Source organism: Streptomyces sp. HSG2 (assembly GCF_016598575.1).
In the GTDB taxonomy this organism is placed as follows: domain Bacteria; phylum Actinomycetota; class Actinomycetes; order Streptomycetales; family Streptomycetaceae; genus Streptomyces.
In genome coordinates this window covers 4,796,108-4,820,384 of the sequence record NZ_CP066801.1, presented here as the reverse complement: position 1 = coordinate 4,820,384, position 24,277 = coordinate 4,796,108, and the positions used below count along the sequence as shown (strand labels likewise).

Here is a 24,277-nt window from a genome sequence, read left to right as displayed (position 1 = left end):
ACGATGCTGGACGTGCGAGTGAGACAGGCGCTGAGCGGCCCGTTGGCGCGCGCCGCCTCGATCCTGGACCGCCCGGGGATCACCCCCGCCGGTCTGACCGTGGTCGGTGCGCTGACCGGGGTGGCCGCCGCCGGGCTCGCCGCGGTGGGTTGGTGGGCGACCGCCGCCGCGCTGTGGGTGCTCTCCCGACTCGCCGACGGCCTGGACGGGCCGCTGGCGCGCCGCAGGGGTACGGCCGAAGACAGCGGCGCGGGAGGCTTTCTCGACATCAGCGCCGACTTCCTGGTCTACGGCTCCTTCGTCGTGGGCGTCGCCGTCGGCGTGGGCGGTCCGGCCTTGCCGTTCCTGCTCGTCCTGCTCGCCTACTACGTCAACGGCACCGTCTTCCTCGCCTTCTCCTCGATCGCCGAACGCACCGGCCGCGTGCCCGACGACGATCTGTCCCGGGGGCGCTCGCTGAGCTTCCTGGGCGGCCTGGCCGAGGGCACCGAGACCGTTCTCGTGCACCTGCTCTGGTGCGTGTTCCCGGCTCACGCGCACGGCATCGCCTGGTTCTGGGCCGGGGCGGTGGGCGTGACCGCCGCCCACCGCGTCGCGACCGGATACCGGCGGCTGCGCTGACCGGGCCACACGGTGGCGACGACCGTGAGGCGCTCGGCCACCCCGACGTCACGACACCGCGCGGATCCACCCCTGTGTCGGGGGAACGCGGGTCGTCAGGGAGCGGTGGCCGCGGGTGGTCGCGACCCGGTCGCGGGCAGACACGGGATCACGGGCGGACGGCGAGGAGAGTCGGCCCGTGGGAGGGTTCACCCTGTCCCCCGTTCCGTTCTCGTGCGACCACCAACAGCTGGGAGGCAACCCCGTTGAATGGGTACGACCTGGTGGTCGTCGGCGGAGGAAGCGCCGGCCTGACCGCCGCCCGCACGGCGGGCCGCTTCGGCGCACGCGCCCTTCTGGTGGAACGCGACCGCCTCGGTGGGGACTGCCTGTGGACCGGCTGCGTGCCCAGCAAGGCGCTGTTGAGCGTGGCCGCGGAGGTCCGGGCGGCCCGGCGCGCCGAGGTGTACGGGTTCGCCCCCGTCGCCGGGGCCGCCGACCTGACGGCGGTCATGCGTGAGGTCACACGGGCCGTGCGGGCGATCGAGCCGCACGACTCCGCCGAGACGCTCGCGTCCCACGGGGTCGAGGTGGAGCACGGCACGGCCGCCTTCACCGGTCCACGTTCCCTGACTGTGGCCGGACGGGAGGTCTCCTTCCGGTACGCGGTGATCGCCACCGGGTCCTCCCCCGACCTCGCGCCGGTCCCGGGTCTGGCCGAGTCCCGGCCGCTGACGAGCGACACCGTCTGGGATCTGACGGAACTGCCGGACCGGTTGGTGGTGATGGGGGGCGGCGCGGTCGGCTGCGAGCTGGGGCAGGCGTTCTCCCGCCTCGGCTCACGGGTCACGATCCTGGAGGCCGAGGAACGCCTGATCCCCGGTGAGGAACCGGAGGCCTCCCGGGTACTGCGGGCCCGGCTCGAAGGCGAGGGGGTCACCGTGCGCACCGGCCACCGCGCCGAACGGGTCGACTCCGGCACGGTCCTCGGACCCGACGGCCCTCTGCCCTACGACGCGTTGCTGGCCGTGACGGGTCGCCGCGCGGCCACCCGGGGGCTGGGCACGTCGGCGGCGGGCGTGGCACGGTCCGCCGGCGGCGCCGTGCGGACCGACGGGAGACTTCGCACCACCAACCATCGGATCTACGCCGCCGGAGACGTCACCGGCCGCTCGGCGTTCACTCATCTGGGTGGTACGCAGGGCGCCGCCGCCGCGGCCGACGCGCTGCTCGGGGCGCGCCGGCCCATCGACTACCGCGCGGTCCCCCACGTGACCTACACCGACCCCGAGATCGCGAGGGTGGGTCTGACCACGACGGCCGCCCGGGAGCGGTACGGCGGCACCACGCGCGTCCACACCCTGGCGAACGACCGGGTCGACCGCGCGGTCGCCGACGGCCGGACCGAGGGCTTCACCACGCTGGTGCTGGGGCCACGCGGGCGGATCGTCGGGGCGACGGTGGTGGCGCCGAGGGCCGGCGAGACCATCGGACACCTGGCCGCGGCGGTGCGCCTGGGGTGGACCCCCTCGGAGTACGCACGCACCACCCACCCGTACCCCACCTACGCCGACGGTCCCTGGCACGCCGCGCTCGCCGACGTGCACCGCAGGCTGGATCGCGGCAGGGGGCTCGTCGGCTCCCTGTTGAGGGCGCGCGCACGGGTGTTCCGGTGACGGGGCCGGTCCCCGGGATCCGGCGTCGCTCGGGGCGCCTTCCCCGCGAGCGTCCGCGACGACGCCCGCGCCCCGCGTCGTGGGCCCGGGGGGAGTGCGCCTCGCCGGGCGCTCCGGGTCCGGGGCCCGTCCCATCCGCTTCCGTCCGAGGAGGAACGCCCCGATGCGCATCGGCCGCGCCCTGCGCGCACTGGAACGAGCCACCCGCCCGTACGACGTCGAGTTCGCCGAGGCCATGGAGCGCCGGTGGGCCGAGCTACCCGAGACGGCCAGGACTCCCGGGCAGGTCCTCGGGCGTCACGGGGTCGGTTGTGAGGGAACCCACGGCGTCTTCCCCAAGTGCGACCTCAAGTGCGCTCCCTGCTACCACTCGCGCGACGCCAACCGGGTGCGCGTCGACGGCCCTCACACGCGAGAGCAGGTGGCCGCCCAGCTGGGCGTGCTGAGAGCCTCGCGGGGCCCTCGCGCGCACGCCCAACTCATCGGCGGGGAGGTGAGCCTGCTCGCCCCGGACGACCACGCGGCGGCCCTGCGGATCATGCGCGACCACGGTCGGGAGCCGATGAGCTTCACCCACGGTGACTTCGACGCCGAGTACCTCTCCCGCCTCGCCCTCGACCACGACGGGGTCCCCCGGTTCCGGAGGCTTTCCTTCGCCGCCCACTTCGACAGGTTCATGTACGGTCGGCGCGGCATCGAACGGCCCCCGGACGAGCGCTCCCTCAACCCGTACCGCGAGAGATTCGCCGCCATGTTCCACCGGCTCCGGAAGGAGCACGGCGTGCGGTTCTTCCTCGCCCACAACATGACCGTGACACCCGGGAACCTCGACGAGATCGCCGGGGTGATCCGTGACTGCCACGCCATGGGCTACCGGATGTTCTCCTTCCAACCCGCGGCCTTCCTCGGCGACGAACGCCGGTGGCGGCAGCGGTTCCGCGAGGCCACGCCGGACGCGGTGTGGGCGGAGATCGAGCGCGGGGCCGGCGCGCGTCTCGACCACCGGGTACTGGAGCACGGGGACGTGCGCTGCAACCGCACGGCCTACGGCTTCTTCGTGGGCGGGCGGTGGTACCCGGTCCTCGACGGCGACGACCCACGCGACCTGGGCGTCAGGGACGCGTTCTTCCGGTACTTCGGCCGGACGACCTTCACCGGCACGCCGCCGGCCCTGCTCGTCGCCCGGATTCTGCGGGTGGTGGCCCGGCACCCCTCGACGGTCGTGACGGCGCTGGGGTGGCTGGTCCGCGCCGTACGCCGGGTCGGCGTCGGCCGGTTGTGTCGTCACCGGATGCGCGTCCGGCCGGTGACCTTCGTGATGCACCAGTTCATGGACGCGGACGTCGTCGCCGAGGCCTGGGCGGCGACCCGGCGTGGGGAGCGGGCGAGGCCGCCCCACATCCGTGAGGCCCAGGAGCGACTGGCGGCCTGTCACTACACGATGGCCCATCCCTCGGACGGCACCCTCGTCCCGGCCTGTGTCCAGCACGCCCTGCTCGATCCGGCGGAGAACGCCGCCCTGCGCAGGTTGCTGCCGGTCGTCGAGGTCCGTTCCCAGGACGGCTCGGGGCGGTCGGCGCGGCTCTGAGGCGGCGCGCGGTCGCGGTCCACCGAGGCGGCGACACGGCCCGTTTGGCCGGGCCTCGGCTTCGGCGTACGCTTCGAGCCCGACGATGATCCGGGCGAGGTGCCCGCCCTCGTCGTCGGTCCGGGCACCGCGCCCGGTGTCGTCGTCGATCCGGGTACGCCCGGTGTTCGTGGTGAGGGGTTGCGGTCATGGTCGCCGGTCGTGTGGTGCGGTTCGACGCCGTACGGGGCTATGGGTTCATCACGCCGGACCACGGTGGGGAGGACGTCTTCCTGCACGCCAACGACCTGGAGATCCCCGAGCACCAGGTGCGGCCCGGGATTCTCGTCGAGTTCGACGTCGAGGAGGGGGACCGGGGGCTGAAGGCGTCCGACGTGCGCTTGGCGCCCGGAGTGGTGGCCGCTCTCCCCGGGCCGGGGCGGCAGCCGGACGGCGACGACCCGCTGTGCGACGTGCTGACCGCCCAGGAGTACGTGCACGAGGTGACGGAGGTGCTGCTGTCCGCCTGTCCGACGCTGACCGGCGAGCAGATCACTCAGGTCCGACGTGGCCTGCTGCACTTCGCCAAGAATCGCGGATGGACGGACGGCTGAACCGCCCTCCCTCCGGCACCGCCGAGATCGCTCCCGCCGTGACGGCGCCGGACGGGTCACCTCGTGGCCGGGGTCCCGATGCGTGGCGAAGAGGACGACATAGGGCCCAAAGCCCCTACCGGTCGCGCCCGCGGTGGAGTTGGCTCGGGTCATGACCCTCACCTGCGACCGCACCACGACACACGTCACCGCGCGCCGGGACGGGGAGACCACCTTCGTGGAACTCCGGGGAGAGATCGACCTCGGCTCGGCACCGCGGGTCAGAGCCAGGCTGGACGCGCTGACCGACGCCTCCCGTCCCGACCTCGTGATCGACGTACGCGGAGTGACCTTCATGGACTGCACGGGTCTCGGCCTGCTGTGCCGGGCCCGGAACCGCGCGTTGCTGCGTCACGGCAGGTGCCGGCTGATCACCGGGGGCGGGCAGGTGCCCCGACTGCTGCGCGCGACAGGGCTCGACACGATGTTCGAGCCGTGCCGGTGGGCGGAGGGGATCGGCCGGCCGACTCGCTCAGCCGAGACAGCGGCGACCCGCTGAGACGTCGGGCGGAGACGCCGAGTCGAGCGGGGCCGAACCGTGTGGGCCACGCCTGGCCACCAGCATCCGACCCGCCACGAGGTCGGGTTCGACACGAACGAGCACAGAGGGGGATCGACGGTCCCCCTCGGGCGGTTCTCCCCGCCCGGCCCGCCGGGGCCCGCCCGCCGCGCGCAGGACGGAGGCGGGCCCGGTCACGACGACGCTCCAGCCCGTGTGGGCGAGGAGGTCCACCTCGTCGGCCTCGAAGGCCACCACGGCCCCGTCGACGGCGTCGGGAACGTCCGAGTGCGCGGACGCCCGCAGGAGCACGGCACCGTCTCCGTCCAACTCGAAGGCGACCGGCTGGATGGCGGGCAGCGCCTGACTGGTGTAGACGACGCGCCCCACCGTCGCCGTCGCCAGCAGGCACAAGCTCTCCCGACGGTCGAGTTCCCGGAAGCCGTCGTTGCGATACACCAGCGGACCGTCCTCGTCTCCGGTTGTCGTGGCCGCCGCCATCGTCCTGCGAGCGGGTGCGCGAACGGGAGGGCCGTCCGACCCCGATGTCCCGGGACGTCTCCCCGACGGACCCGTGCCCGTCGGGGGAGCGATCACCTGGCTCCCGCGCCGCCGCGCCGGCACTCCGCGGGCCGGCCGTCGTTCCCCAAATGGCGTCGGCGCAGCCGGGCGAAGGCGGTGGGCCGGGGGCGCTCGGGAAGGAACTCGGCGATGCGCCTCGCGCACTCGCGGGGGTCGCTGTCGCCGGTGTCGCACTCCAGATCGTAGTCGCCGTGCCGATGCACCAGATCGAACTGTCGAGCGGCGAGGCCCGCCGGGCGGTCGCCCCGAGCCTCTTCGCGGCGGGTCAGTTCCGCGAGCGGGCAGTGGACGCCGACGAAGAGCACGTCGTCGGGCCGCAGTACCGTCAGGCAGTCCAGCAGCCTCCAGGGCTCGCTCAGGACGTGGTCCAGGACGATGTCGTTGCCCACCTCCGCCATGGCGGCCACCGAGCGGTGGAATCCCATCCGGGTCCGCCGCAACGCCGCGTCGAGTTCCCCGGCCGCGAGCGGACGCCTGGTCCGCATGGCGTTGAAATCGTCGACCGCCAGGTGGAAGAACACCCCGTCGTCGAGGATGTCGAGCAGTTCTCTCGCGATGGAGGACTTGCCCGAACTGGACGTGCCGTTGAGGAAGATGATACGCCCAGGCCGCATGGAAATATGATCACACATCGCACCGTCCCGGATCTCGGGAGCGTCGGGTCGAGATCTTCTCGGACCGGTCCTGGGTCCGTTCACCGTGTTCGTGACGGGTCCGGGCCGCTTCGGTCACGGGCGCCGATCTGTACTCGTCCGCGCTCCCGAACCCCCGGGGCGGCGTTCGGGCGTCGACCCAAGCGGGGCCGGTCGGCCCGGGTGACGGCCCGGACGGTCCCTGGGCACCGGACCTCGGGGGGGTGGAGCCTCGGTCACCGAAGGGACGCGTGGACGGCCCCGGGAAGGAAACGCACGATGAGTCATCCGGTGATCGCGGGGGTGGACGGCTCCCCCTCCAGCCTCGACGCGGTCGGTGTCGCGGCGGGCGAGGCAGCCCTGAGAAACGTGCCGCTGCGGTTGGTGCACGCCCTGGGCGGGCCCGCTCGGCCCGGGGGGTCCGAGTACCGGGGCGACGGAGATCACGAGCCGATGGTCGGGGACACTCTCGACCGAGCCGCCGCGGAGGCGGAGAAGGCGGCTCCGGGGGTACGGGTGGAACGGTCCGTCGTCACAGGCGGGGCTACCGAGGCCCTGGAGTCCGAGACCCGGTCCGCGGCTCTGGCCGTGGTCGGCGGCAGGGGCCTCAACGGATTCTCCGAGTTGCTCCTGGGCTCGACGGCCGTGCACCTCGCCGCGCACGGGCACTGCCCGCTGGTCGTGGTCCGGGGACGGCCCGACCCCTCCGGGCCGGTCGTGCTCGCCGTGGACGGCTCCCCGGCCGGGCAGGCCGCGGTGGAGTTCGCGTTCGCGGAAGCCGCCCTGCGGAAAGCCCCGCTGGTGGCCGTGCACGTCTGGAACACCTGGAACGAGCGGGCCTACGCCGGTCCCGGCGACCCCCTCGCCGCCGTCGTGGCGGACATCGACCGCATCCGCGAGGCCGAGGGCGACCTTCTCGAAGAAGCCTTGACCCAAGCCCGCGCGGCCCATCCCGAGGTGGAGGTGGAGACCCGGCTGGTACAAGCCAGAGTGCGCAACACCCTGATCGAGACCAGCCGGGAGGCACGGCTGATGGTGGCCGGCACCCGGGGACGGGGCGGCTTCACCGGCCTGCTACTCGGCTCCGTCAGCCAGGCCCTGCTGCACCACGCCCACTGCCCCGTCGCGGTCGTCCGGGGCTGAGCACGGCGGGAGGCCCCCCGGCGTTGGCCGGACTCCGGCGAACCCCGTGTGCACCGGCGGTGGGCCGGCGGGGCTCCACGGGGTTTCGGCCGGCCTCCCTCCTCCCGGGCCTCTCGCGCCGGTTACGAATCCCTCAACCCCTGGTTGCGGCCCGGTGATCGGACGAGGATGGGGGCATGACACTGGCCCAGCGCGCCCTCCAGCGGCTGCAGTCCTGGCCCGACCTCACCGTCGGACCCGCCGGTTGCGGCATCGGGCAGGCGCTCCGTTGCTCCCGCGACGAGATCGTCCACTTCCACTCCGACCGTGACGTGGACCTGAACCTCACCCGCCGGATCATCCAACGGTTCCACTACGACCTCGGCGCGTCGAGCGCACTCCACCTCCTGCCCGGTTCCCGCTGGGTGACGGTCCACCTGGACTGCGACGCCGATGTCGACCTGCTGTTGAGCCTGGTCAGCATCGCACTCAAGGCCCACCAGACACACCCGGTCCCGGAACCCCCCACCGGGTGCAACCACCACCGCGTCACGGTCCTTCCACGCGACGGCGTCCCGGGCGGCTGACACGGCCGGCGACGGTCGCCGGCGGCACCTCCTCGCCCGGACGACCCACCGGACGGGGACGGAGAGCGCGCGCCCGGGTCGACGTGTGCCCGCGGCGCAACCCTGTCGCAACGTTCCCCGTGCTGACATACGGGCATGCAGGACTCATACGAGATTCCCCGTGTCGATGTCACCCCCGCCGCCGCCGGACTGCTGCGTCGGCTGCGCGAGGCCCACGGTCCCCTGATGTTCCACCAGTCGGGTGGCTGCTGTGACGGCAGTTCCCCGATGTGCTATCCGGCGGGCGAGTTCCGTACCGGAGACGCGGACGTCCTGCTCGCGGAGCTGGAGGTGCCGGGTGTCTCGGAGTCGGTGGCGTTCTGGATGTCGCGCAGTCAGTACGCGTTGTGGAGCCACACCCGGCTGATCGTCGACGTCGTGGAGGGTCGCGGCAGCGGCTTCTCCCTGGAAGCGCCCGAGGGGGTGCGCTTTCTCATCCGCTCGCGCGTCGTCGACGGGTAGCGGCCCTTGGGAGGCCATTCTCTGCCGCGTCACCACCGCTCGCGTGGCGGCGTCGACGACCTTTTTCGGGGGTGGTGCCGTGGGGCGGATCGCTCTCCGCCGCGACCGGTCGCGGGCGGCCCGCTCCGTCGTCGCCCTGCTGACCGTCCTCGGCACGACGGCCGGCGCGGGGTCGGCAGGGGCCGTGCCCGGGGGCGCGCCCCGGTGGACGATCGTGGCTCCGGGCGTGGCGTACCGGGAGTTCGACCTGTACGCCGCGGGCGGTACGGCCCATGCCCACCTCCTCCGCGTCGATCTTCACGACCCCCGGGTGCGGCTGGGGCCGCTGCACGGGGGCTTCGTCGCGCAGCGGACCGCGGTGTCCCGCCTGGCGGACGAGCGCGGCGCCGTGGCAGGGGTCAACGGCGACTTCTTCGACATCGGCGACGCACGACGCCCCGACCGCCCGGCGACCGGTGCCGGCGTGGGGCCGATGATCGCCGAGGGTCGGCCGCTGAAGGCCGCGGTCCCCTCCGGCCAACGCTTCGGCCCCGCCCCGCCCCCGGGGGCCACCGGTCGGGAGGTGATCGGTGTGGGAGTGGACCGCAGGGCGCGAGTGGACCGGCTGGAACTGGACGGCACGGTCGCCGCCCGGTCGGAGACGGTTCCACTGGGAGGGCTCAACCAGTACGCCCTCCCGGTCGACTCGGTGGGCGCCTTCACCACGGTCTGGGGGACCGCCCCACGGCGACGGGCCACCTGTGGCGACGACACCCACCGTTCGGCGCCGTGCAGTGCGGACACACACGAGGTGACGGTCCGCGGCGGACGCGTCGTGACCTCGTCCACCACACCGGGCGGAGGGCCGATCCCCCCGGGCACGACCGTGCTCGTGGGGCGGGAGGCGGGGGCGGAGCGGCTGCGGGCGATGACACCCGGTGAACCCGTGCGGGTGGGTTATCGGCTGGTCGCCTCGGCTTCCCGGGTGCCGTTCCGCTTCGCGCTGGGCGGCCACCCGCTGATGGAGGACGGACGGCCGGTTCCCGGCCTCGACGACCGGACCTCCGCCGTGCGGACCGCCGTGGGCCTGGCGGACGGTGGGCGTCTCGTGCTCCTCCTCGTCCTCGACGGGGCGCCCCGCCACCGGGCCGGCCTCACCGTCGCCGAACTGGCGGACACGTTGCGGGCGCTCGGCGCGGTCGACGGGTTCAACCTGGACGGTGGCGGATCGTCCACCCTCGTGACCCGGGAACCCGGCGCGCCCCGGGTCTCCGTCCGCAACACACCGAGCGCCGGGGCCGAGCGACCGGTGGCGAACGGGATCGGGGTCTTCCTCGCTCCTCCGTGGGCCTGAGAGGGTCAGGGCCTCAGGCTGCCGACGATGTCCGCGGTCGCCGCGAAGCCGCCGTGGATGGTCGGTGCCATGTCGCTGCCCGCCAGGTAGAAGCCGAGGAGCACGCAGACCAGGGCGTGCGAGAACTTCAACCCCCCGTTGCGGAGGAAGATCACCGCCAGGATCGCCAGCAGCAGGACCACGGAAATCGTGATGGCCATCGTCACCCTCCTCCGCCACGTCGGCTTCGCGGCGTCCGGCCGCAAGTGTCGCGTAGGCGGGGGGTCGTTCCAGGGGCCGACCTGTCCTCCGATCGCGTGATTGTCCCGCCGGGAGGCGGGTGACCGCGCCGCGGCGCAGACACCGCCCGCCCCAGCGCCTTCGCCGTGCCCGGGTCGGGCGTCCCCTCGTCGTCCCGGTTCGCACCGCGCGACACGCGGGACGGTGGCGGGCCGCGGCGGGCCCGCCACCGTGTCAGGGCTCGGGCGTCTCGTGGCGCGCGCCGGCGGGCTCTCGGGCGAGCCGGTCCGCTTTCGCCCGCCACGGCCCGGCGACCTCGGTCAAGAGGTGGCCCGAGGACCGGTCAGGACGGCGACGCGGCCGGTGGTGGTGCCGTCGGCGACGCGTTGCACCGCGCCGGCGGCGTCGGTGAGCGGTACCCGTTCGCTCACCAGGGGCCTGATCGCCCCCCGGCGCGCCAGCTCGGTGAGTCGCTCGTGACAGTGCCGGATCGACTCCGGGTCGCGGGCGGCGTAGAGGCCCCAGTGGAGGCCCATGATGGTGTAGTTCTTGATCAGGGCGTGGTTCAGGGGTGGGCTGGGAATCACGCCACCGGCGAAGCCGACGACGACGATTCTCCCCTCGAAGGCGACGACCTTGGTCGACTGCGCGTACGCGGTGCCGCCGACCGGGTCGTAGATCACGTCGGCGCCTCGACCGGCCGTGGCCTCCTTCACGGCCGCGACGACGTCCTGGGCGGTCCGGTCGATCACCGTGTCGCAGCCGAGTTCCCGCGCCGCGGACGCCTTCCCCGGACCGCCGACGACGCCGATCACCGTGGCACCGGCCGCCTTGCCGAGCTGGACCGCCGCGCTGCCCACGCCGCCGGCGGCGGCGTGGACCAGGAGCGTCTCCCCCGCCCGCAGGCCGGCGCGGCGGTGCAGCGCGAACCACCCGGTCTGATAGCCGATGTGCAGCGCGGCGGCCTCGGCGTCGTCCAGGCCGTCGGGCACCGGGAGCAGGGCGGCCTCGTCGGCGAGGGCGTACTCGGCGAAACCGCCGTGGGGCAGGACGGGGTTGGCGATCACCCGGCGCCCGTCCGGGGTGTCGCCGCAGATCTCCACGCCGGGCGTGAAGGGGAGCGGTGGACGTGTCTGGTACTGACCGCGGCACAGCAGCGCGTCGGGGAAGTTGACGTTGGCGGCGCGTACCCGCAGCAGGATCTGGCCGTCACCGGGTGTCGGGGGTTCCACCTCGCACAGCCGCATCACCTCGCTCGGCTCGCCGTTCTCGTGCACCTGCCATGCCTGCATGCGGGGCCTCCACCGACTGCGTCGTCCGGACGATTCACGCGCATACTAAGCAGTCGCTTGCCAGTCGGGGAACACTCGGGGACCACCGGCCTCGGCGGCGACCGAGCCCTGCCCGCCGCTCGCGACCTCGCCGCGGCGGGCACGTCGATCGATCTCCCGCTCGGCGCGCGTTTCCCGGACGGTCCTCGGAGCACTCGGGCGACGGACGGTCCTCGTGGGCGGCGCCCCGCCGTCGGGGGGACCGGGTGACGACCAAGGAGGCCGGACCATGCCCATCGCGACGGTCAACCCGGCGACCGGCGAGACGCTCAGGACATACCAGGCCATGGGTCAGGAGGAGGTCGAGCGCCGACTCCTGCTCGCCGAGGCCACCTTCCGCACCTACCGCGCCACCACCTTCGCGGAGCGGGCGACGCCACTCCGCCGAGCCGCCGAGTTGCTCGACGAGGACCGGGCCGAGATCGCCCGGGTGATCACCACGGAGATGGGCAAGCCGGTGGCACAGGCCCGTTCGGAGGCCGCCAAGTGCGCCAAGGCCATGCGCTGGTACGCCGACCGGGGCGCGGACCTGCTCGCGGACGAGCGGCCCGACGCGGCGGACGTCCGCGATTCCGGGGCGTCCCGGGTGCTGGTGCGCTACCGGCCCCTGGGCCCGGTGCTGGCGGTGATGCCGTGGAACTTCCCCCTGTGGCAGGTGATCCGTTTCGCCGCCCCCGCCCTGACGGCCGGGAACGTATGCCTTCTGAAGCACGCCTCCAACGTGCCGCGCACGGCGCTGTACTTGGAGGACCTCTTCCGGCGCGCGGGGTTCCCCGAGGGCTGTTTCCAGACGCTGTTGATCGGTTCGAGCACCGTCGACGGCGTCCTGCGCGACGAGCGGGTCAAGGCGGCCACCCTCACCGGAAGCGAGCCGGCCGGTCGCGCGGTGGCGGCGACGGCCGGCCAAATGATCAAGAAGACGGTGCTGGAGCTGGGCGGCAGCGACCCCTTCGTCGTCATGCCCTCCGCGGACCTGGAGAGGGCCGCGCAGGTGGCCGTCACGGCGCGGACTCAGAACTGCGGACAGTCCTGCATCGCCGCCAAGCGGTTCATCGTGCACGCCGACGTCCACGACGCCTTCACCGACCGCTTCACGGAGGGCATGCGGGCCCTGAGAATGGGAGACCCCCTGCTGGAGGAGACCGACGTCGGCCCGCTCTCCAGTGAACAGGGCCACACCGACCTGGCCGAACTGGTCGACGACGCCGTGCGGGGCGGGGCGGACGCGCGATGCGGCGGTCGGATCCCGGAAGGCCCCGGCTGGTTCTACCCGCCCACCGTGCTGACCGGCATCGACCGCGACATGCGCATCCACCGCGAGGAGGCGTTCGGGCCGGTGGCCACGGTCTATCGGGCCGCGGACCTCGACGAGGCCCTGCTGATCGCCAACGACACCGACTTCGGGCTGAGTTCCAATCTGTGGACGCGCGACACGGACGAGGTCGACCGATTCGTCCGGGACGTGGAGGCCGGTGGGGTGTTCGTCAACGGGATGACGGTGTCCCATCCCGCCTTCCCCTTCGGGGGCGTACGGCGGTCGGGATACGGGCGCGAACTGTCCGAGCACGGCATCCGGGAGTTCTGCAACATCACGACGGTGTGGCAGGGGCTGTAGGCCCACGGGGGCGATACGATCCCTTCCCGTGACCCGCGAAGTGACCCTCCCTCTGATCGTGGACGACCGCGGCGTGTTGCAGGTGCCCGCCGCCGACGTGAGCAAGCTGCTGCGCACCGTCGGGGGTCGGTGGGTGCGGCTGGTGGAGAGCGGGCAGGGCGATCTGGACGAGGACACGGTGGCCGCGCTCACCATCGAGCTGGCGAAGCTGGCCGACCGGATCGACGTCGCCTGCATCGCCCACAGCAGCGGGCGGCCGAGCTGACCGGGCGGGACCGGCCACCCGACGAGGCGGCACCGGACCCGCCGTGGCGCGGCGCGGGGCCGGACTCTCGGGCGGCGCGGTCGCCGGGTCAGCGGATCGGCATCCCGGAGATCGTCCGGGCGATGACCAGTCGCTGGATCTCGCTCGTTCCCTCGAAGACCGTGTAGATGGCCGAGTCGCGGTGCATCCGCTCCACCGGGTACTCCCGCGTGTAGCCGTTGCCGCCCAGGATCTGCATGGCCTGGGCGGTGACGCGCTTCGCCGTCTCACTGGCGAAGAGCTTGGACATGGAGCCCTCCGCCCCGGTGAACGGTCTGTCGTTGGCAGCCATCCAAGAGGCCCGCCACACCAGCAGCCGGGCCGCGTCCACGGAGGTCCTCATGTCGGCGAGCTGGAAGGCGACGCCCTGGTTGTCGATGATCGGACGGCCGAACTGCCGGCGTGTACCGGCGTACTCCAGAGCGACCTCGTACGCGGCTCGCGCGGTACCGACGGCCATCGCCCCCACCGCGGGGCGCGAGGCCTCGAACGTGGCCATCGCGGCGTTCTTCACCCGCTCGCCGCCCTTCGTCGCCCGCTCGCGCGCCCTGGCGAGCCGCTCGTCGAGCCGCTCCTTGCCGCCGAGCAGGCAGGAGCCGGGGACCCGGACGCCGTCCAGGACGACCTCGGCGGTGTGCGAGGCGCGGATGCCGTGCTTCTTGAACTTCTGCCCTTGCGACAGACCGGGGGTGCCGGGCGGGACGACGAAGGAGGCGTGACCTTTCGATCCGAGGTCGGGATCGACGACGGCGACCACCACGTGGACGTCGGCGATACCGCCGTTGGTGGCCCAGGTCTTCGTCCCGTCGATCACCCACTCGTCCTTGGCCTCGTCGTACACGGCCCGGGTACGCATGGCGGCCACGTCCGACCCGGCGTCCGGCTCGGAGGAACAGAAGGCGGCGACCTTGACGTCTCCCGGGTCGCCGTACATCTGCGGGACCCAGGTCCCGACCTGCTCCTCGGTCCCGTTGGCGAGGACGCCGACGGCGGCGAGACCGGTCCCGACGATGGACAGGGCGATGCCGGCGTCCCCCCAGAACAGTTCCTCCGTCGCCATCGGGATCCCGAGTCCGGTGGTGTCGAAGTACTGCTGGGCGTAGAAGTCGAGGGAGTAGATCCCGACCTTGGCCGCCTCCTGGAGAATGGGCCAGGGGGTCTCCTCGCGCTCGTCCCACTCGGCGGCGGCGGGGCGCATGACATCGGCCGCGAAGCCATGGAGCCAGTCCCGAACCTGCTTCTGATCGTCGTTGAGCTCCATGGTGAACTCGGCCATGTCTCCTCCAGCCGCGCCGGACGTTACTTGCGGTAACGGGAGTCTGTTACCCGCCAGTACGGAAGTCAACTCCCCACGAGGAGGGCCACCCGGCCGACGCGCCGGACCGCCGGGTGCTACTTTCGACGGGGGCACGGGCGAGTGGGGTGGGGAGCGCATGGACGCCACGACGGGGCAGAACGGGCGGCGCCCGGCCGACGACAGACGTCGAGGCCTCCTGGAGGCCGCCGAGCGCGTGGTACTGCGGGACGGCCCCGGTGCCTCGATGAACGCCATCGCCTCCGAGGCCGGCATCACCAAGCCCATCCTCTACCGCCACTTCGGCGACAAGGGCGGGCTCTACGCGGCACTCGCGGAGCGACACACCGACGCCCTGTTGGACTCGCTGCGCGCGGCCCTCGACGGACCGGGCGACCGCCGAGAGCGCGTCGAGGCCACCCTGGACGCCTACCTGGCGGCCATCGAGTCCCAGCCGCAGGTGTACCGCTTCCTGATGCACCCGGCCGAGGGCGGCCACGCCAACGAACCACGCTTCGACGTCGGCGAACACTCCGCCCCCCTGCTGCGGAGGATGGGGGAGGAACTGGGCACCGTGATCGAGGAACGTCTCGACCTGGGGCCCGAGGGAGCGCGCCTGGCCAGGGTGTGGGGGCACGGCGTCGTCGGCATGATGCACGCGGCGGGCGACTGGTGGCTCGGCGAGCGGCCCGGCACCCGGCGGGAGCTGGTGCGATGCCTGGCCGATCTGCTCTGGGGCCGACTGGCGGCGGTGGACGACCGCGCGGACGCCCCGGCCCGATAGCGGACCGCCAGGTCCGGCTCACTCCCCCCGCGCCGGGCCTCCCCGGTCCCGCGTCCGGCCACGACCCCACGGAGCCTTGGCGATCCGGCGTTCCAGCCTTCTCGCGCGCCACCCGGCCAGGCGGTCCGCGTAGACACGACCGTCGAGGTGGTCGCACTCGTGCTGGAGACACCGGGCGAAGAAGCCGGTGCCCCGCACCGTCACCGCTTCTCCGGCCAGGGTGAGGCCTTCCACGACGGCACGGTCATGGCGCTCGGTCGCGCCCTCCAGACCCGGTAGCGAGAGGCAGCCCTCGGGACCGCGCACCACCACCCCGTCGGTGGCGACCGTCCTCGGGTTCACCAGGTGGCCCAGGTGTCGGACGTCCTCGTCGTCCGGGCAGTCGTACACGAACACCCGCAGCGGCACGCCGACCTGACAGGCGGCGAGGCCGACACCGCCCGCCGCGTACATGGTCGCGAACAGGTCCTCCACCAGGCGGCCCAACCCGGGCCCGAAGTCGGTGACGTCACGGCTCGGCTCCCGTAGGACCGGGTCGCCGAGCAGGGTGAGGGGCCGCACGCGCCCGTGGGCGCCCGGGATCGAGCCGTATCGCATGCGCCTCAGGCTACGGGGCCGGGGAGGGGCGGACGTCGCCCCGTCCGCCGGGGGCGGAGGCGGGATTCGGGAGTGCGCGATGATCTCGATAGGCTGAGGTCCACACCACGTGGCCGGCCATCTCCACAGGCTTCGGGCGCGGCGCGTACGCAAGGAGGATCGAGAACTGATGGCAGGCAACTCGGACCCGCTCACGCCGCGGGCCAAGCTCGCCGTGACCGCGGGCAAGGCGGTCGCGGCGGCGTCCCGCGCCGCCGGACGCGGCAGCGGCTCGGTGATCGGCGGCCGGATCGCGCTCCGACTCGATCCCGACCTGCTCGCCCGGCTGGCCCAGAACCTGGACGTCGTCCTGGTCTCGGCGACCAACGGCAAGACCACGACGACCCGACTGATCGCGGAGGCCCTCCGGGCGGCCGGGCCGGTCGTCTCCAACGCCCTGGGCGCCAACATGCCGGCCGGTATCACCTCCGCGCTGGCGGGCAACTCCGACGCCCGTTTCGGCGTCATCGAGGTGGACGAGAAGTACCTCGCCGGGGTGGCCCGCGACACGGATCCGAAGTGCATCGCCCTGCTGAACCTCTCCCGCGACCAGCTCGACCGCGCCGCCGAGACCCGGATGCTCGCGGAGAACTGGCGGGAGGGACTGGCCGGCTCGAAGGCCGTGGTCGTGGCCAACTGCGACGATCCGCTGGTGGTGTGGGCCGCGTCCTCCTCGCCGCACGTCGTCTGGGTGGCCGCGGGCCAGATGTGGAAGGACGACGCCTGGTCCTGCCCGTCGTGTGGCGGCGTGATGCAGCGCCCCGGCGAAGACTGGTTCTGCGGCGAGTGCGGGTTCCGTCGACCGCGGCCGACCTGGGCGCTCTCCGGCGACCACGTGCTCGACCCCCAGGGGTCCGCGTGGCCGATCCGGCTGCGACTGCCGGGGCGGGCCAACAAGGCCAACGCCGCCTCCTCCGCGGCGGTGGCCGCCGTGTTCGGAGTACCGCCCCAGGTCGCCTTGGAACGCATGCACGAGGTGGAGGCGGTGGCGGGGCGCTACGACGTGGTGCGCTTCCAGGACCGGGACCTGCGCCTTCTGCTGGCGAAGAACCCGGCCGGCTGGTTGGAGACGTTCTCTCTCATCGACCCGCCCCCGACGCCGGTCATCCTGTCGGTCAACGCGCGGGGCGCCGACGGGACCGACACCTCCTGGCTCTGGGACGTGGACTACGGTCGGCTCTCGGGCCACCCCATCTGCGTCGTCGGCGACCGCAGGCTGGACCTGGCCGTGCGACTGGAGGTCGCCGACCAGCGGTTCCAGGTGTGCGAGAACCTCGACGAGGCGGTGCGGCTGTGCCCGCCGGGCCGGATCGAGGTCATCGCCAACTACACCGCCTTCCAGGATCTGCGCCGCCGGGTCGGCAACTGACCACCGCACCTCAGGGAGTCTCGTGAGCGACAACCAACTCCGGGTCGTCTGGATCTACCCGGACCTGCTCAGCACCTACGGCGACCAGGGCAACGTCCTCGTCATCGAACGCCGGGCCCGGCAGCGCGGCCTGGACGTCGCCCGGGTGGACGTACGCAGCGACCAGCAGATCCCCACCTCCGGCGACATCTATCTGATCGGCGGGGGCGAGGACCGCCCCCAACGCCTGGCCGCGGAGCGACTCCGCCGCGACGGCGGGCTGGAGCGGGCGGCGGGCAACGGCGCCATCCTCTTCTCCGTCTGCGCCGGCTACCAGATCCTGGGCCACGAGTTCGTCAACGACCTCGGCAGACGTGAGCAGGGTCTCGGGCTGCTCGATGTGGTCTCGATGCGCGGCGAGGGCGAGCGATGCGTCGGCGACGTCCTGGGCGACATCGACCCGCGCCTGGGCCTGCCACCGCTGACCGGATTCGAGAACCACCAAGGCGTCACCCGCCTGGGCCCCACCGCCCGCCCCCTGGCCCGGGTCCGCTTCGGCAACGGCAACGGCACGGGCGACAGCACCGAGGGCGCCTACAACGACACGGTCTTCGGGACCTACATGCACGGACCGGTGCTGGCCCGAAACCCTCAGATCGCCGACCTGCTGCTGAAGCTGGCCCTCGACGTCAACGCGTTGCCGCCGACGGACGACCGGTGGTACGAGGCGCTGCGCGAGGAACGCATCGCGGCCGCCGAGCAGCCCGCCTAGGTCACGGTCGACCGGCGGGCAACGGCCTCGTCCGCCGGGGACACCGGGACGTTCCGTCGAGGTGCGGCAGGCGCATTCGACAGCCCGTCCGCACAGGTGAGCGGGTGGGTCCAGCTGTCGGACACACCGTTCGGGGCGACCCGCCGATGCCGCTAGGGTGGCGGGGATCGAGCCGGACAGCGCGGTCCGGTCCCCAAGCCCATGTGGAGAAGGTATAGCGGGCTATGCGCATTGGTGTCCTCACCTCCGGCGGCGACTGTCCCGGCCTGAACGCCGTGATCCGGTCCGTCGTACACCGCTCCGTCGCCGACCACGGCGACGAGGTCGTCGGCTTCCGGGACGGCTGGAAGGGCCTCCTGGAAGGCGACTACCTCAAGCTCGACCTGGACGCCGTGGGCGGCATCCTGGCGCTCGGCGGCACGATCCTCGGTTCCTCCCGGGTCCGTCCCGAGCACCTCCGGGACGGCGTGGAACGGGCCAGGGGGCACGTACGGGATCTCGGGCTCGACGCCGTCGTCCCGATCGGCGGCGAGGGCACCTTGAAGGCGGCCAGGCTGCTGTCCGACCACGGCCTGCCGATAGTCGGCGTGCCCAAGACCATCGACAACGACATCTCCGCGACGGACGTCACCTTCGGCTTCGACACGGCCGTCACGGTGGCGACGGAGGCGCTGGACCGGCTGAAGACCACCGCCGAGTCCCATCAGCGCGTGCTCATCGTGGAGGTGATGGGCCGCCACACCGGTTGGATCGCGCTGCACTCCGGCATGGCGGCAGGGGCGCACGCCGTTGTCGTTCCCGAGCGCCCCTTCGACATCGACGCGCTCACCGCCAAGGTCGGTGAGCGCTTCGCCGCCGGCAAGCGGTTCGCGATCGTCGTGGTCGCCGAGGGCGCCAAGCCCGAGCCGGGCACGATGGCCTTCGACGAAGGCGGCGAGGACGTCTACGGCCACCGACGCTTCGCGGGGGTGGCCCGCCAGCTCTCGCTGGAGCTGGAGCGACGCCTGGGCAAGGAGGCGCGCCCGGTGATCCTCGGACACGTCCAGCGCGGCGGCACCCCGACGGCGTACGACCGGGTGCTCGCCACGCGGTTCGGCTGGCACGCGGTGGAGGCCGCCCACCGCGGCGAGTTCGGCCGGATGACCGCGCTGCGCGGCACGGAGATCGTCACGGTGCCACTGGCCGACGCGGTGGAGTCCCTCAAGACCGTCCCCGAGGGCCGGTACGCCGAGGCGGAGTGCGTGCTCTAGCCCCGACCGGCGGCAGAACCGCCCCCGGTCGCGGGCGCGACCGGGGGCGGTTCTACTCTGGTGCGGACAAATGCCGTCGTCGGACGGCGTGTCGCGGAACGCGCGAACCCTACGGATCAGGAGCCGGCGGATGGATCACAGCGGGCACGGCATGATGATGGACCTGCCGCCGTTCACGCTGGCCCGAGGACTCCAGTGGTCTCCGGATCCGGTGTTCCTGGTGTCCTGCCTGCTGGCACTGACGCTGTACGCCTGGGGCGTCGCCCGTCTGGTGCGGCGCGGCGACCGATGGCCGGTGGGACGGACCGTGGGCTTCGCGCTGGGCGTGGCGAGCATCGTGCTGACCATGTGCACGGCGCTGAACGACTACGGCATGGCCATGTTCAGCGTGCACATGGTGCAGCACATGATCATCAGCATGGTGTCGCCGATCCTGATCCTGTTGGGCGCGCCGATCACTCTGGCCCTGCGTGCCCTTCCACCGGCCGGCCGGGGCCGCACCGGCCCGCGCGAACTGCTGCTGAGGCTGCTGCACAGCCGATACATCCGGATCGTCACCCATCCGGCCTTCACCATCCCGATGTTCATCGCCAGCCTCTACGGGCTGTACTTCACGCCGCTCTTCGACGCCCTGATGGGGTCGCGCGCCGGGCACGTCGGGATGATGGTGCACTTCCTCGCCGTCGGCCTCGTCTTCTTCTGGCCGATCATGGGCGTCGACCCCGGGCCGCACCGTCCCGGACATCTGATGCGGATGTTGGAACTGTTCGCGGGCATGCCCTTCCACGCCTTCTTCGGGATCGCGCTGATGATGGCCACGGCCCCGATGGTGGAGACCTACGCGAACCCCGCCGCCTCGCTGGGCATCGACGCGCTCGCCGACCAGAACGCGGCGGGCGGGATCGCCTGGGCCTTCAGCGAGATCCCCTCCGTCCTCGTCCTCATCGCACTGTTGTTCCAGTGGTACGCCTCCGATCAGCGTCAGGCCCGTCGCACGGACCGCGCCGCCGACCGCGACGGCGAGCGGGAGCTGGAGGCCTACAACGCCTACCTGGCGTCGCTGCACGCCCGAAGCGGCTGACGTCCGCAGCGTTCGGCATCCGTCCCGGGCTGGGGCAGGATGGGGGGAACGGCCTACGAGGAGGGTGTCACGATGCCCCGTTCCCTGGACGGTTCCACGAAGGCGATGGGCGTTCTGACGCTCGGCGGACTGGTCGCGGTGACCGCCTACTCGGTGGCGCTCGGCGGCAACGGCTGGCTCTGGTTCGCCTGGGTGGTACTGGGTCTGCTCACCCTGGCGACGATCTCCGCCCGGTCCTGAGGCGGGCCCCGCCCGGACGACCCCACCGCACCGACCCGAGCCCCGTCGCGCGCGAGGGCGGCCCCGCGCGCCCTCCGGCGGACCGGCCGCCCCTCCCCTCCCGGTCCGAGGGCCGGGCCGAGCCCACCCAGGACGGTATCGATGACTCACCGGCCCACCGAGTTCGACCCCCTCGACCGGAAGATCGTCCGCGCCCTCATGGCGAACGCCCGGACCTCCTTCGCCGAGATCGGCGCGGACGTCGGACTGTCGGCCACCGCCGTCAAGCGTCGCGTGGACCGCCTGCGGGAGACCGGTGTGATCACAGGTTTCACCGCCACCGTGCGGCCCTCGTCGATGGGGTGGCGGACCGAGGCGTACGTGGAGGTGTACTGCGAGGGCGCCGCCCCGCCGCGGCGCCTGGCGGAGGTGGTGCGCAACCATCCCGAGATCACCGCCGCCATGACGGTCACCGGCGGCGCTGACGCCCTGTTGCACGTGCGGGCGCGGGACGTGGAGCACTTCGAGGAGGTGCTGGAGCGGATTCGCACCGAGCCGTTCATCCGCAAGACGATCAGCGTGATGGTCCTGTCTCATCTGATCCCCGACAGCCCGGACGCGGGCGCGAACCGACTGGGTGCCGACGGCGACGCGACACCCGAAGGCCCCCCTCCGGACCACGCATCGGACGTGCGCTGAGCCAGGTCCAGGCGCAACGATCCTGCGTCAACACGCAGCTCTCGTTCCTTGTCGCCCGTTGGTACCGCTTTCTACCGTGGTGTCAGTGCCCCATCACCCCCCGTGAGCGAAGCGGAGGCAGTCCGTGAGCCACTCCCGTCCAGCGCGCCCGCGTCGCTTTCTGCTCTGCGACCCCGATCACTTCGCCGTCCGGTACGCCATCAACCCGTGGATGCGGCCGGACGCCGCGGTCGACACCGTCCGTGCCATGGCACAGTGGCGCGCCCTGACCGCGGCGTACCGCGCGCACGGCCACACCGTCGAGACCATCCGGCCGGTGCCGGGCCTGCCCGACATGGTGTTCGCCGCCAACGCGGCCGTCGTCGTGGACGGGCGCGTCCTCGGCTCCCGCTTCCTGGCGCCGGAACGCCGACCGGAGTCCGTGCCGTACACGGCGTGGTTCAAGGAGCGCGGCTACGACGTACACCAACCCGAGTCGGTCTGCGAGGGCGAGGGCGACCTCGTGCCGGCGGGACGGTGGCTCCTGGGGGGCTCCGGCTTCCGCACCACCCGCGAGGCCCATCGGGAGGCCCAGGAATACCTCGGCGCGCCGGTGATCGGTCTGACCCTGGTGGACCCCTACTTCTACCACCTGGACACGGCGTTGTTCGTCCTCGACGACCCCGAGGCCGGGACGGAGGCGAACATCGCGTACTACCCGGAGGCGTTCTCCCCCGGCAGCCGCGAGGTGCTGGCGCGGCTCTATCCCGACGCGGTGACGGCCACCCGCCATGACGCCCTGGCTTTCGGGCTCAACTCCGTGTCGGACGGCCGACACGTCTTCATCTCGTCCGCGGCGACCGCCCTGGCGGGCCGACTCGCCGAGCGGGGATACGTCCCCGTCCCCGTCGACCTGTCCGAGTTCCACAAGGCAGGGGGCGGCATCAAGTGCTGCACCCAGGAGATCCGGGAGGACCGACGATGACCGCGCCCGCCCGCACCCGTTCGTCGGCCGACCTGATCCGGGCCGAGGAGCACGTCCTGGCCCACAACTACCATCCCCTGCCCGTGGTCGTCGCCCGTGCGGAGGGCGCCTGGGTGGAGGACGTCGAGGGCCGCCGCTACCTGGACCTGTTGGCCGGCTACTCGGCCCTCAACTTCGGGCACCGGCACCCTACGCTGGTCCGGGAGGCGCACCGCCAGCTGGACCGGGTGACGCTGACCTCCCGCGCCTTCCACAACGACCGCCTCGCCTCCTTCGCCGAGCGGCTGGCGGCGCTCACCGGAACCGACATGGTGTTGCCCATGAACACCGGAGCGGAGGCCGTGGAGACGGGCATCAAGGTGGCCCGCAAGTGGGCCTACGAGGTCAAGGGCGTACGCGGGGGCCGGGCGACCATCGTGGTCGCGGCCGGCAATTTCCACGGCCGGACCACGACCGTGGTCGGGTTCTCCACCGACGAGACGGCGCGTGCCGGGTTCGGCCCCTTCACCCCCGGTTTCCGCGTCGTGCCGTACAACGACACCGCCGCGCTGGAAGCGGCCGTCGACGAGTCGACGGCCGCCGTGCTCGTCGAGCCGGTGCAGGGCGAGGCAGGGGTGATCGTCCCGGACGACGGCTACCTGACCCGGGTGCGGGAGGTGACCCGCGAAGCGGGGTGCCTGTTCGTGGCGGACGAGATCCAGTCCGGACTCGGCCGCACCGGACGCACGCTCGCGGTCGAGCACGAGTCGGTCGTCCCGGATCTGATCCTGCTCGGGAAGGCGCTGGGCGGAGGCATCGTACCTGTGTCGGCGGTCGTCGGCAGCCGCGAGGTGCTCGGGGTGCTCAACCCGGGCGAGCACGGGTCGACGTTCGGCGGCAACCCCCTGTCCGCCGCCGTGGGCGAGGCGGTGGTGGGCTTGCTGGAGACGGGCGACTTCCAGCGCCGGGCGGCGGAGCTGGGCGAGCGGCTGCGCGTCGGACTCGCTCGGTTGACCGGGCGGGGCGTCGTCGGCTTCCGGACGCGGGGGCTGTGGGCGGGCGTGGACGTGGACCCCGCGCTGGGCACCGGGCGAGAGGTCGGAGAACGGCTGGCGCGGGAGGGCGTGTTGGTCAAGGACACGCATGGGTCCACCATCAGGATCGCGCCGCCGCTCACCATCGCCGCCGGGGAACTGGACGAGGGGCTGGCGGCGCTGGAGCGGGTGTTGACCGACTGACGCGCGAGGGGCCACGCGTTCGCGCGCCGGCCGACCCATCCGCGGGCCCTTCGGGGCCGGGTCGTCGGGCGGGGCGTCCCGTCGGGGGGCCGTGCGGGGGGGGAATCCCGCTCGGCGTGCTCCGGCGGCCTCTCGTGCGGGGCGTACGCCGGGCCGGGCCACCGGCTCGGGGGCGCGGGGACGGGGAATCGTCACACCGGTGAGGGCGCTGCGCCCACAGAAGGCCCCGAGCGGGACGGCCGGGGCCGTCCCACCGGGTTCCCCGCCGACGCCCCCGACGACGCGGGGAGGCGCCGAACGGGCCGAATGGCCTACCCCCGAACGGACCACCCCCCAGCCCCGCCACCGACCGGTCCGAGTTGCGCGGAACGTCCGCCGGGGGACGGGCGCGTGGCCGGTCGTCGCTGGTCCGAGGGTGGGCCGGGGTGCCGGCGTGGCGCGGTGCGCCGATTTGTCCACCCGATCGGACCGAGGGTGGCCGACAACACAGCTCCCCCGTCCCGCCGGGACTTTCGCTTCGCGGTGCAGCAAGATCCGTGACTGACGACAAGCCCTCGCCGCCGCGGCGGGGCGATTCGGGCGGACGCCGAGTCCTGCCGCCGTCCGGATGACCGGTCGACAGGAGTGGATCGGCAGGAGTGGAGGACCCGAGCACGACGGGTCGCCGGGACGGCCGTCACGGACGGGAGCCCGAGCGGTCCTTGGGGTGAAGCCGCACGTGTGCGGCCGGGCAACTTCGCCGGCCCGAATCCGACAGGTCATCCTTCACAGGCGGCTGACGAAGGGTTGCGC

At 72.8% G+C, this 24,277-nt stretch carries 26 protein-coding genes and 1 riboswitch; of the genes, 20 read left to right on the top strand and 6 right to left on the bottom strand.

The features are described from left to right. Positions 1 to 3: 3 nt before the first annotated feature. The 5 genes from JEK78_RS21015 to JEK78_RS20995 all read left to right on the top strand — a co-directional run bounded on the left by JEK78_RS21015 (position 4) and on the right by JEK78_RS20995 (position 4,995). Positions 4 to 621 carry a CDP-alcohol phosphatidyltransferase family protein gene (locus tag JEK78_RS21015; protein ID WP_200261730.1) on the top strand — a complete coding sequence of 206 codons (618 nt, stop codon included), beginning with the start codon at positions 4 to 6 and terminating at the stop codon, positions 619 to 621. Positions 622 to 866: 245 nt separating this feature from the next. After that, positions 867 to 2,276: an FAD-dependent oxidoreductase gene (locus JEK78_RS21010; protein ID WP_200261729.1), complete on the top strand. Its 1,410-nt coding sequence runs from the start codon at positions 867 to 869 to the stop codon at positions 2,274 to 2,276. A gap of 163 nt (positions 2,277 to 2,439) precedes the next feature. Next, positions 2,440 to 3,864 (top strand): radical SAM domain-containing protein, encoded by a 1,425-nt coding sequence (locus JEK78_RS21005; RefSeq protein ID WP_200261728.1) that lies wholly within the window; start codon positions 2,440 to 2,442, stop codon positions 3,862 to 3,864. A gap of 188 nt (positions 3,865 to 4,052) precedes the next feature. After that, positions 4,053 to 4,457, top strand: coding sequence for a cold shock domain-containing protein (locus JEK78_RS21000; protein WP_200261727.1), 405 nt, complete (start codon positions 4,053 to 4,055; stop codon positions 4,455 to 4,457). 151 nt (positions 4,458 to 4,608) lie between these two features. Further along, the gene (locus tag JEK78_RS20995; RefSeq protein WP_200261726.1) at positions 4,609 to 4,995 is read left to right on the top strand and encodes an STAS domain-containing protein; all 387 of its coding nucleotides are present in this window, start codon (positions 4,609 to 4,611) and stop codon (positions 4,993 to 4,995) included. Here the strand turns inward: JEK78_RS20995 and JEK78_RS20990 are convergent. Both JEK78_RS20990 and JEK78_RS20985 read right to left on the bottom strand, forming a co-directional pair. Then, positions 4,969 to 5,454 carry a pyridoxamine 5'-phosphate oxidase family protein gene (locus tag JEK78_RS20990; protein ID WP_200261725.1) on the bottom strand — a complete coding sequence of 162 codons (486 nt, stop codon included), beginning with the start codon at positions 5,452 to 5,454 and terminating at the stop codon, positions 4,969 to 4,971. The genes JEK78_RS20995 and JEK78_RS20990 overlap by 27 nt on opposite strands. A 134-nt stretch (positions 5,455 to 5,588) precedes the next feature. After that, the gene (locus JEK78_RS20985) at positions 5,589 to 6,191 is read right to left on the bottom strand and encodes an AAA family ATPase (protein WP_200261724.1); all 603 of its coding nucleotides are present in this window, start codon (positions 6,189 to 6,191) and stop codon (positions 5,589 to 5,591) included. Between the two features lie 297 nt (positions 6,192 to 6,488). On the opposite strand from JEK78_RS20985, the gene JEK78_RS20980 reads away from it, so the two are divergent. The 4 genes from JEK78_RS20980 to JEK78_RS20965 all read left to right on the top strand — a co-directional run bounded on the left by JEK78_RS20980 (position 6,489) and on the right by JEK78_RS20965 (position 9,752). Beyond that, the gene (locus tag JEK78_RS20980; protein ID WP_200261723.1) at positions 6,489 to 7,352 is read left to right on the top strand and encodes a universal stress protein; all 864 of its coding nucleotides are present in this window, start codon (positions 6,489 to 6,491) and stop codon (positions 7,350 to 7,352) included. A 176-nt stretch (positions 7,353 to 7,528) separates the two neighbouring features. Then, positions 7,529 to 7,918, top strand: a complete 390-nt coding sequence (locus JEK78_RS20975; protein ID WP_200261722.1) for a luciferase family protein — start codon at positions 7,529 to 7,531, stop codon at positions 7,916 to 7,918. Positions 7,919 to 8,053: 135 nt separating this feature from the next. Next, positions 8,054 to 8,419, top strand: a complete 366-nt coding sequence (locus JEK78_RS20970; RefSeq protein ID WP_200261721.1) for a DUF779 domain-containing protein — start codon at positions 8,054 to 8,056, stop codon at positions 8,417 to 8,419. Positions 8,420 to 8,507: 88 nt separating this feature from the next. Further along, positions 8,508 to 9,752 carry a phosphodiester glycosidase family protein gene (locus JEK78_RS20965; RefSeq protein ID WP_200264284.1) on the top strand — a complete coding sequence of 415 codons (1,245 nt, stop codon included), beginning with the start codon at positions 8,508 to 8,510 and terminating at the stop codon, positions 9,750 to 9,752. 5 nt (positions 9,753 to 9,757) lie between these two features. On the opposite strand, the gene JEK78_RS20960 is transcribed toward JEK78_RS20965, so the two are convergent. Together JEK78_RS20960 and JEK78_RS20955 are read right to left on the bottom strand one after the other, a co-directional pair. Further along, the gene (locus JEK78_RS20960; protein WP_200261720.1) at positions 9,758 to 9,952 is read right to left on the bottom strand and encodes a hypothetical protein; all 195 of its coding nucleotides are present in this window, start codon (positions 9,950 to 9,952) and stop codon (positions 9,758 to 9,760) included. A gap of 339 nt (positions 9,953 to 10,291) precedes the next feature. Further along, on the bottom strand, positions 10,292 to 11,263 hold the full coding sequence (locus tag JEK78_RS20955; RefSeq protein ID WP_200261719.1) for an NADPH:quinone oxidoreductase family protein: 972 nt from the start codon (positions 11,261 to 11,263) through the stop codon (positions 10,292 to 10,294). Positions 11,264 to 11,531: 268 nt separating this feature from the next. Here JEK78_RS20955 and JEK78_RS20950 point away from each other — a divergent pair, with 268 nt between their 5' ends. Both JEK78_RS20950 and JEK78_RS20945 read left to right on the top strand, forming a co-directional pair. Beyond that, complete coding sequence (locus tag JEK78_RS20950) at positions 11,532 to 12,917, top strand: NADP-dependent succinic semialdehyde dehydrogenase (RefSeq protein WP_200261718.1); 1,386 nt, start codon at positions 11,532 to 11,534, stop codon at positions 12,915 to 12,917. Positions 12,918 to 12,945: 28 nt separating this feature from the next. Next, the gene (locus JEK78_RS20945) at positions 12,946 to 13,182 is read left to right on the top strand and encodes a DUF6213 family protein (protein ID WP_200261717.1); all 237 of its coding nucleotides are present in this window, start codon (positions 12,946 to 12,948) and stop codon (positions 13,180 to 13,182) included. 88 nt (positions 13,183 to 13,270) lie between these two features. Here the strand turns inward: JEK78_RS20945 and JEK78_RS20940 are convergent, their stop codons facing one another. Further along, complete coding sequence (locus JEK78_RS20940) at positions 13,271 to 14,497, bottom strand: acyl-CoA dehydrogenase family protein (protein WP_200261716.1); 1,227 nt, start codon at positions 14,495 to 14,497, stop codon at positions 13,271 to 13,273. A 157-nt stretch (positions 14,498 to 14,654) separates the two neighbouring features. Between JEK78_RS20940 and JEK78_RS20935 the strand changes: the two genes are divergently transcribed. Continuing rightward, positions 14,655 to 15,299, top strand: a complete 645-nt coding sequence (locus JEK78_RS20935; protein WP_200261715.1) for a TetR family transcriptional regulator — start codon at positions 14,655 to 14,657, stop codon at positions 15,297 to 15,299. An 18-nt stretch (positions 15,300 to 15,317) separates the two neighbouring features. On the opposite strand, the gene def is transcribed toward JEK78_RS20935, so the two are convergent. Continuing rightward, complete coding sequence (gene def, locus JEK78_RS20930; protein ID WP_200261714.1) at positions 15,318 to 15,896, bottom strand: peptide deformylase; 579 nt, start codon at positions 15,894 to 15,896, stop codon at positions 15,318 to 15,320. Positions 15,897 to 16,065: 169 nt separating this feature from the next. Here def and JEK78_RS20925 point away from each other — a divergent pair, with 169 nt between their 5' ends. The 8 genes from JEK78_RS20925 to rocD all read left to right on the top strand — a co-directional run bounded on the left by JEK78_RS20925 (position 16,066) and on the right by rocD (position 23,485). Next, positions 16,066 to 17,304 carry a MurT ligase domain-containing protein gene (locus JEK78_RS20925; RefSeq protein WP_200261713.1) on the top strand — a complete coding sequence of 413 codons (1,239 nt, stop codon included), beginning with the start codon at positions 16,066 to 16,068 and terminating at the stop codon, positions 17,302 to 17,304. Between the two features lie 22 nt (positions 17,305 to 17,326). Next, on the top strand, positions 17,327 to 18,055 hold the full coding sequence (locus JEK78_RS20920) for a glutamine amidotransferase (RefSeq protein ID WP_200261712.1): 729 nt from the start codon (positions 17,327 to 17,329) through the stop codon (positions 18,053 to 18,055). A 224-nt stretch (positions 18,056 to 18,279) separates the two neighbouring features. Then, complete coding sequence (locus JEK78_RS20915) at positions 18,280 to 19,305, top strand: 6-phosphofructokinase (protein ID WP_200261711.1); 1,026 nt, start codon at positions 18,280 to 18,282, stop codon at positions 19,303 to 19,305. A gap of 130 nt (positions 19,306 to 19,435) precedes the next feature. Next, positions 19,436 to 20,386: a cytochrome c oxidase assembly protein gene (locus tag JEK78_RS20910; protein WP_200261710.1), complete on the top strand. Its 951-nt coding sequence runs from the start codon at positions 19,436 to 19,438 to the stop codon at positions 20,384 to 20,386. 72 nt (positions 20,387 to 20,458) lie between these two features. Further along, the gene (locus JEK78_RS20905) at positions 20,459 to 20,626 is read left to right on the top strand and encodes a hypothetical protein (protein ID WP_200261709.1); all 168 of its coding nucleotides are present in this window, start codon (positions 20,459 to 20,461) and stop codon (positions 20,624 to 20,626) included. A 141-nt stretch (positions 20,627 to 20,767) separates the two neighbouring features. Continuing rightward, positions 20,768 to 21,304, top strand: a complete 537-nt coding sequence (locus JEK78_RS20900) for an Lrp/AsnC family transcriptional regulator (RefSeq protein WP_200261708.1) — start codon at positions 20,768 to 20,770, stop codon at positions 21,302 to 21,304. Between the two features lie 124 nt (positions 21,305 to 21,428). After that, positions 21,429 to 22,268: a dimethylargininase gene (gene ddaH, locus JEK78_RS20895; protein ID WP_200261707.1), complete on the top strand. Its 840-nt coding sequence runs from the start codon at positions 21,429 to 21,431 to the stop codon at positions 22,266 to 22,268. Then, entirely contained in the window at positions 22,265 to 23,485 is a 1,221-nt protein-coding gene (rocD, locus tag JEK78_RS20890; protein WP_200261706.1) for an ornithine--oxo-acid transaminase, read from the top strand. The genes ddaH and rocD overlap by 4 nt, the downstream gene beginning before the upstream one ends. A gap of 574 nt (positions 23,486 to 24,059) precedes the next feature. Then, positions 24,060 to 24,274: riboswitch (cyclic di-AMP (ydaO/yuaA leader) on the top strand. Positions 24,275 to 24,277: the final 3 nt, after the last annotated feature.

Bases quoted from the DNA above. Each gene is read 5' to 3' on its own strand.
- def (WP_200261714.1), bottom strand. From the start codon at position 15,896: ATGCGATACGGCTCGATCCCGGGCGCCCACGGGCGCGTGCGGCCCCTC.
- JEK78_RS20960 (WP_200261720.1), bottom strand. From the start codon at position 9,952: ATGGCCATCACGATTTCCGTGGTCCTGCTGCTGGCGATCCTGGCGGTG.
- JEK78_RS20980 (WP_200261723.1), top strand. From the start codon at position 6,489: ATGAGTCATCCGGTGATCGCGGGGGTGGACGGCTCCCCCTCCAGCCTC.
- JEK78_RS20950 (WP_200261718.1), top strand. From the start codon at position 11,532: ATGCCCATCGCGACGGTCAACCCGGCGACCGGCGAGACGCTCAGGACA.
- JEK78_RS20940 (WP_200261716.1), bottom strand. From the start codon at position 14,497: ATGGCCGAGTTCACCATGGAGCTCAACGACGATCAGAAGCAGGTTCGG.
- JEK78_RS20985 (WP_200261724.1), bottom strand. From the start codon at position 6,191: ATGCGGCCTGGGCGTATCATCTTCCTCAACGGCACGTCCAGTTCGGGC.
- JEK78_RS20955 (WP_200261719.1), bottom strand. From the start codon at position 11,263: ATGCAGGCATGGCAGGTGCACGAGAACGGCGAGCCGAGCGAGGTGATG.
- JEK78_RS20970 (WP_200261721.1), top strand. From the start codon at position 8,054: ATGCAGGACTCATACGAGATTCCCCGTGTCGATGTCACCCCCGCCGCC.
- JEK78_RS20925 (WP_200261713.1), top strand. From the start codon at position 16,066: ATGGCAGGCAACTCGGACCCGCTCACGCCGCGGGCCAAGCTCGCCGTG.
- JEK78_RS20915 (WP_200261711.1), top strand. From the start codon at position 18,280: ATGCGCATTGGTGTCCTCACCTCCGGCGGCGACTGTCCCGGCCTGAAC.
- JEK78_RS20900 (WP_200261708.1), top strand. From the start codon at position 20,768: ATGACTCACCGGCCCACCGAGTTCGACCCCCTCGACCGGAAGATCGTC.
- JEK78_RS20995 (WP_200261726.1), top strand. From the start codon at position 4,609: ATGACCCTCACCTGCGACCGCACCACGACACACGTCACCGCGCGCCGG.
- JEK78_RS20905 (WP_200261709.1), top strand. From the start codon at position 20,459: ATGCCCCGTTCCCTGGACGGTTCCACGAAGGCGATGGGCGTTCTGACG.
- JEK78_RS20975 (WP_200261722.1), top strand. From the start codon at position 7,529: ATGACACTGGCCCAGCGCGCCCTCCAGCGGCTGCAGTCCTGGCCCGAC.
- JEK78_RS21005 (WP_200261728.1), top strand. From the start codon at position 2,440: ATGCGCATCGGCCGCGCCCTGCGCGCACTGGAACGAGCCACCCGCCCG.
- rocD (WP_200261706.1), top strand. From the start codon at position 22,265: ATGACCGCGCCCGCCCGCACCCGTTCGTCGGCCGACCTGATCCGGGCC.
- JEK78_RS21000 (WP_200261727.1), top strand. From the start codon at position 4,053: ATGGTCGCCGGTCGTGTGGTGCGGTTCGACGCCGTACGGGGCTATGGG.
- JEK78_RS21015 (WP_200261730.1), top strand. From the start codon at position 4: ATGCTGGACGTGCGAGTGAGACAGGCGCTGAGCGGCCCGTTGGCGCGC.
- JEK78_RS20910 (WP_200261710.1), top strand. From the start codon at position 19,436: ATGGATCACAGCGGGCACGGCATGATGATGGACCTGCCGCCGTTCACG.
- JEK78_RS20935 (WP_200261715.1), top strand. From the start codon at position 14,655: ATGGACGCCACGACGGGGCAGAACGGGCGGCGCCCGGCCGACGACAGA.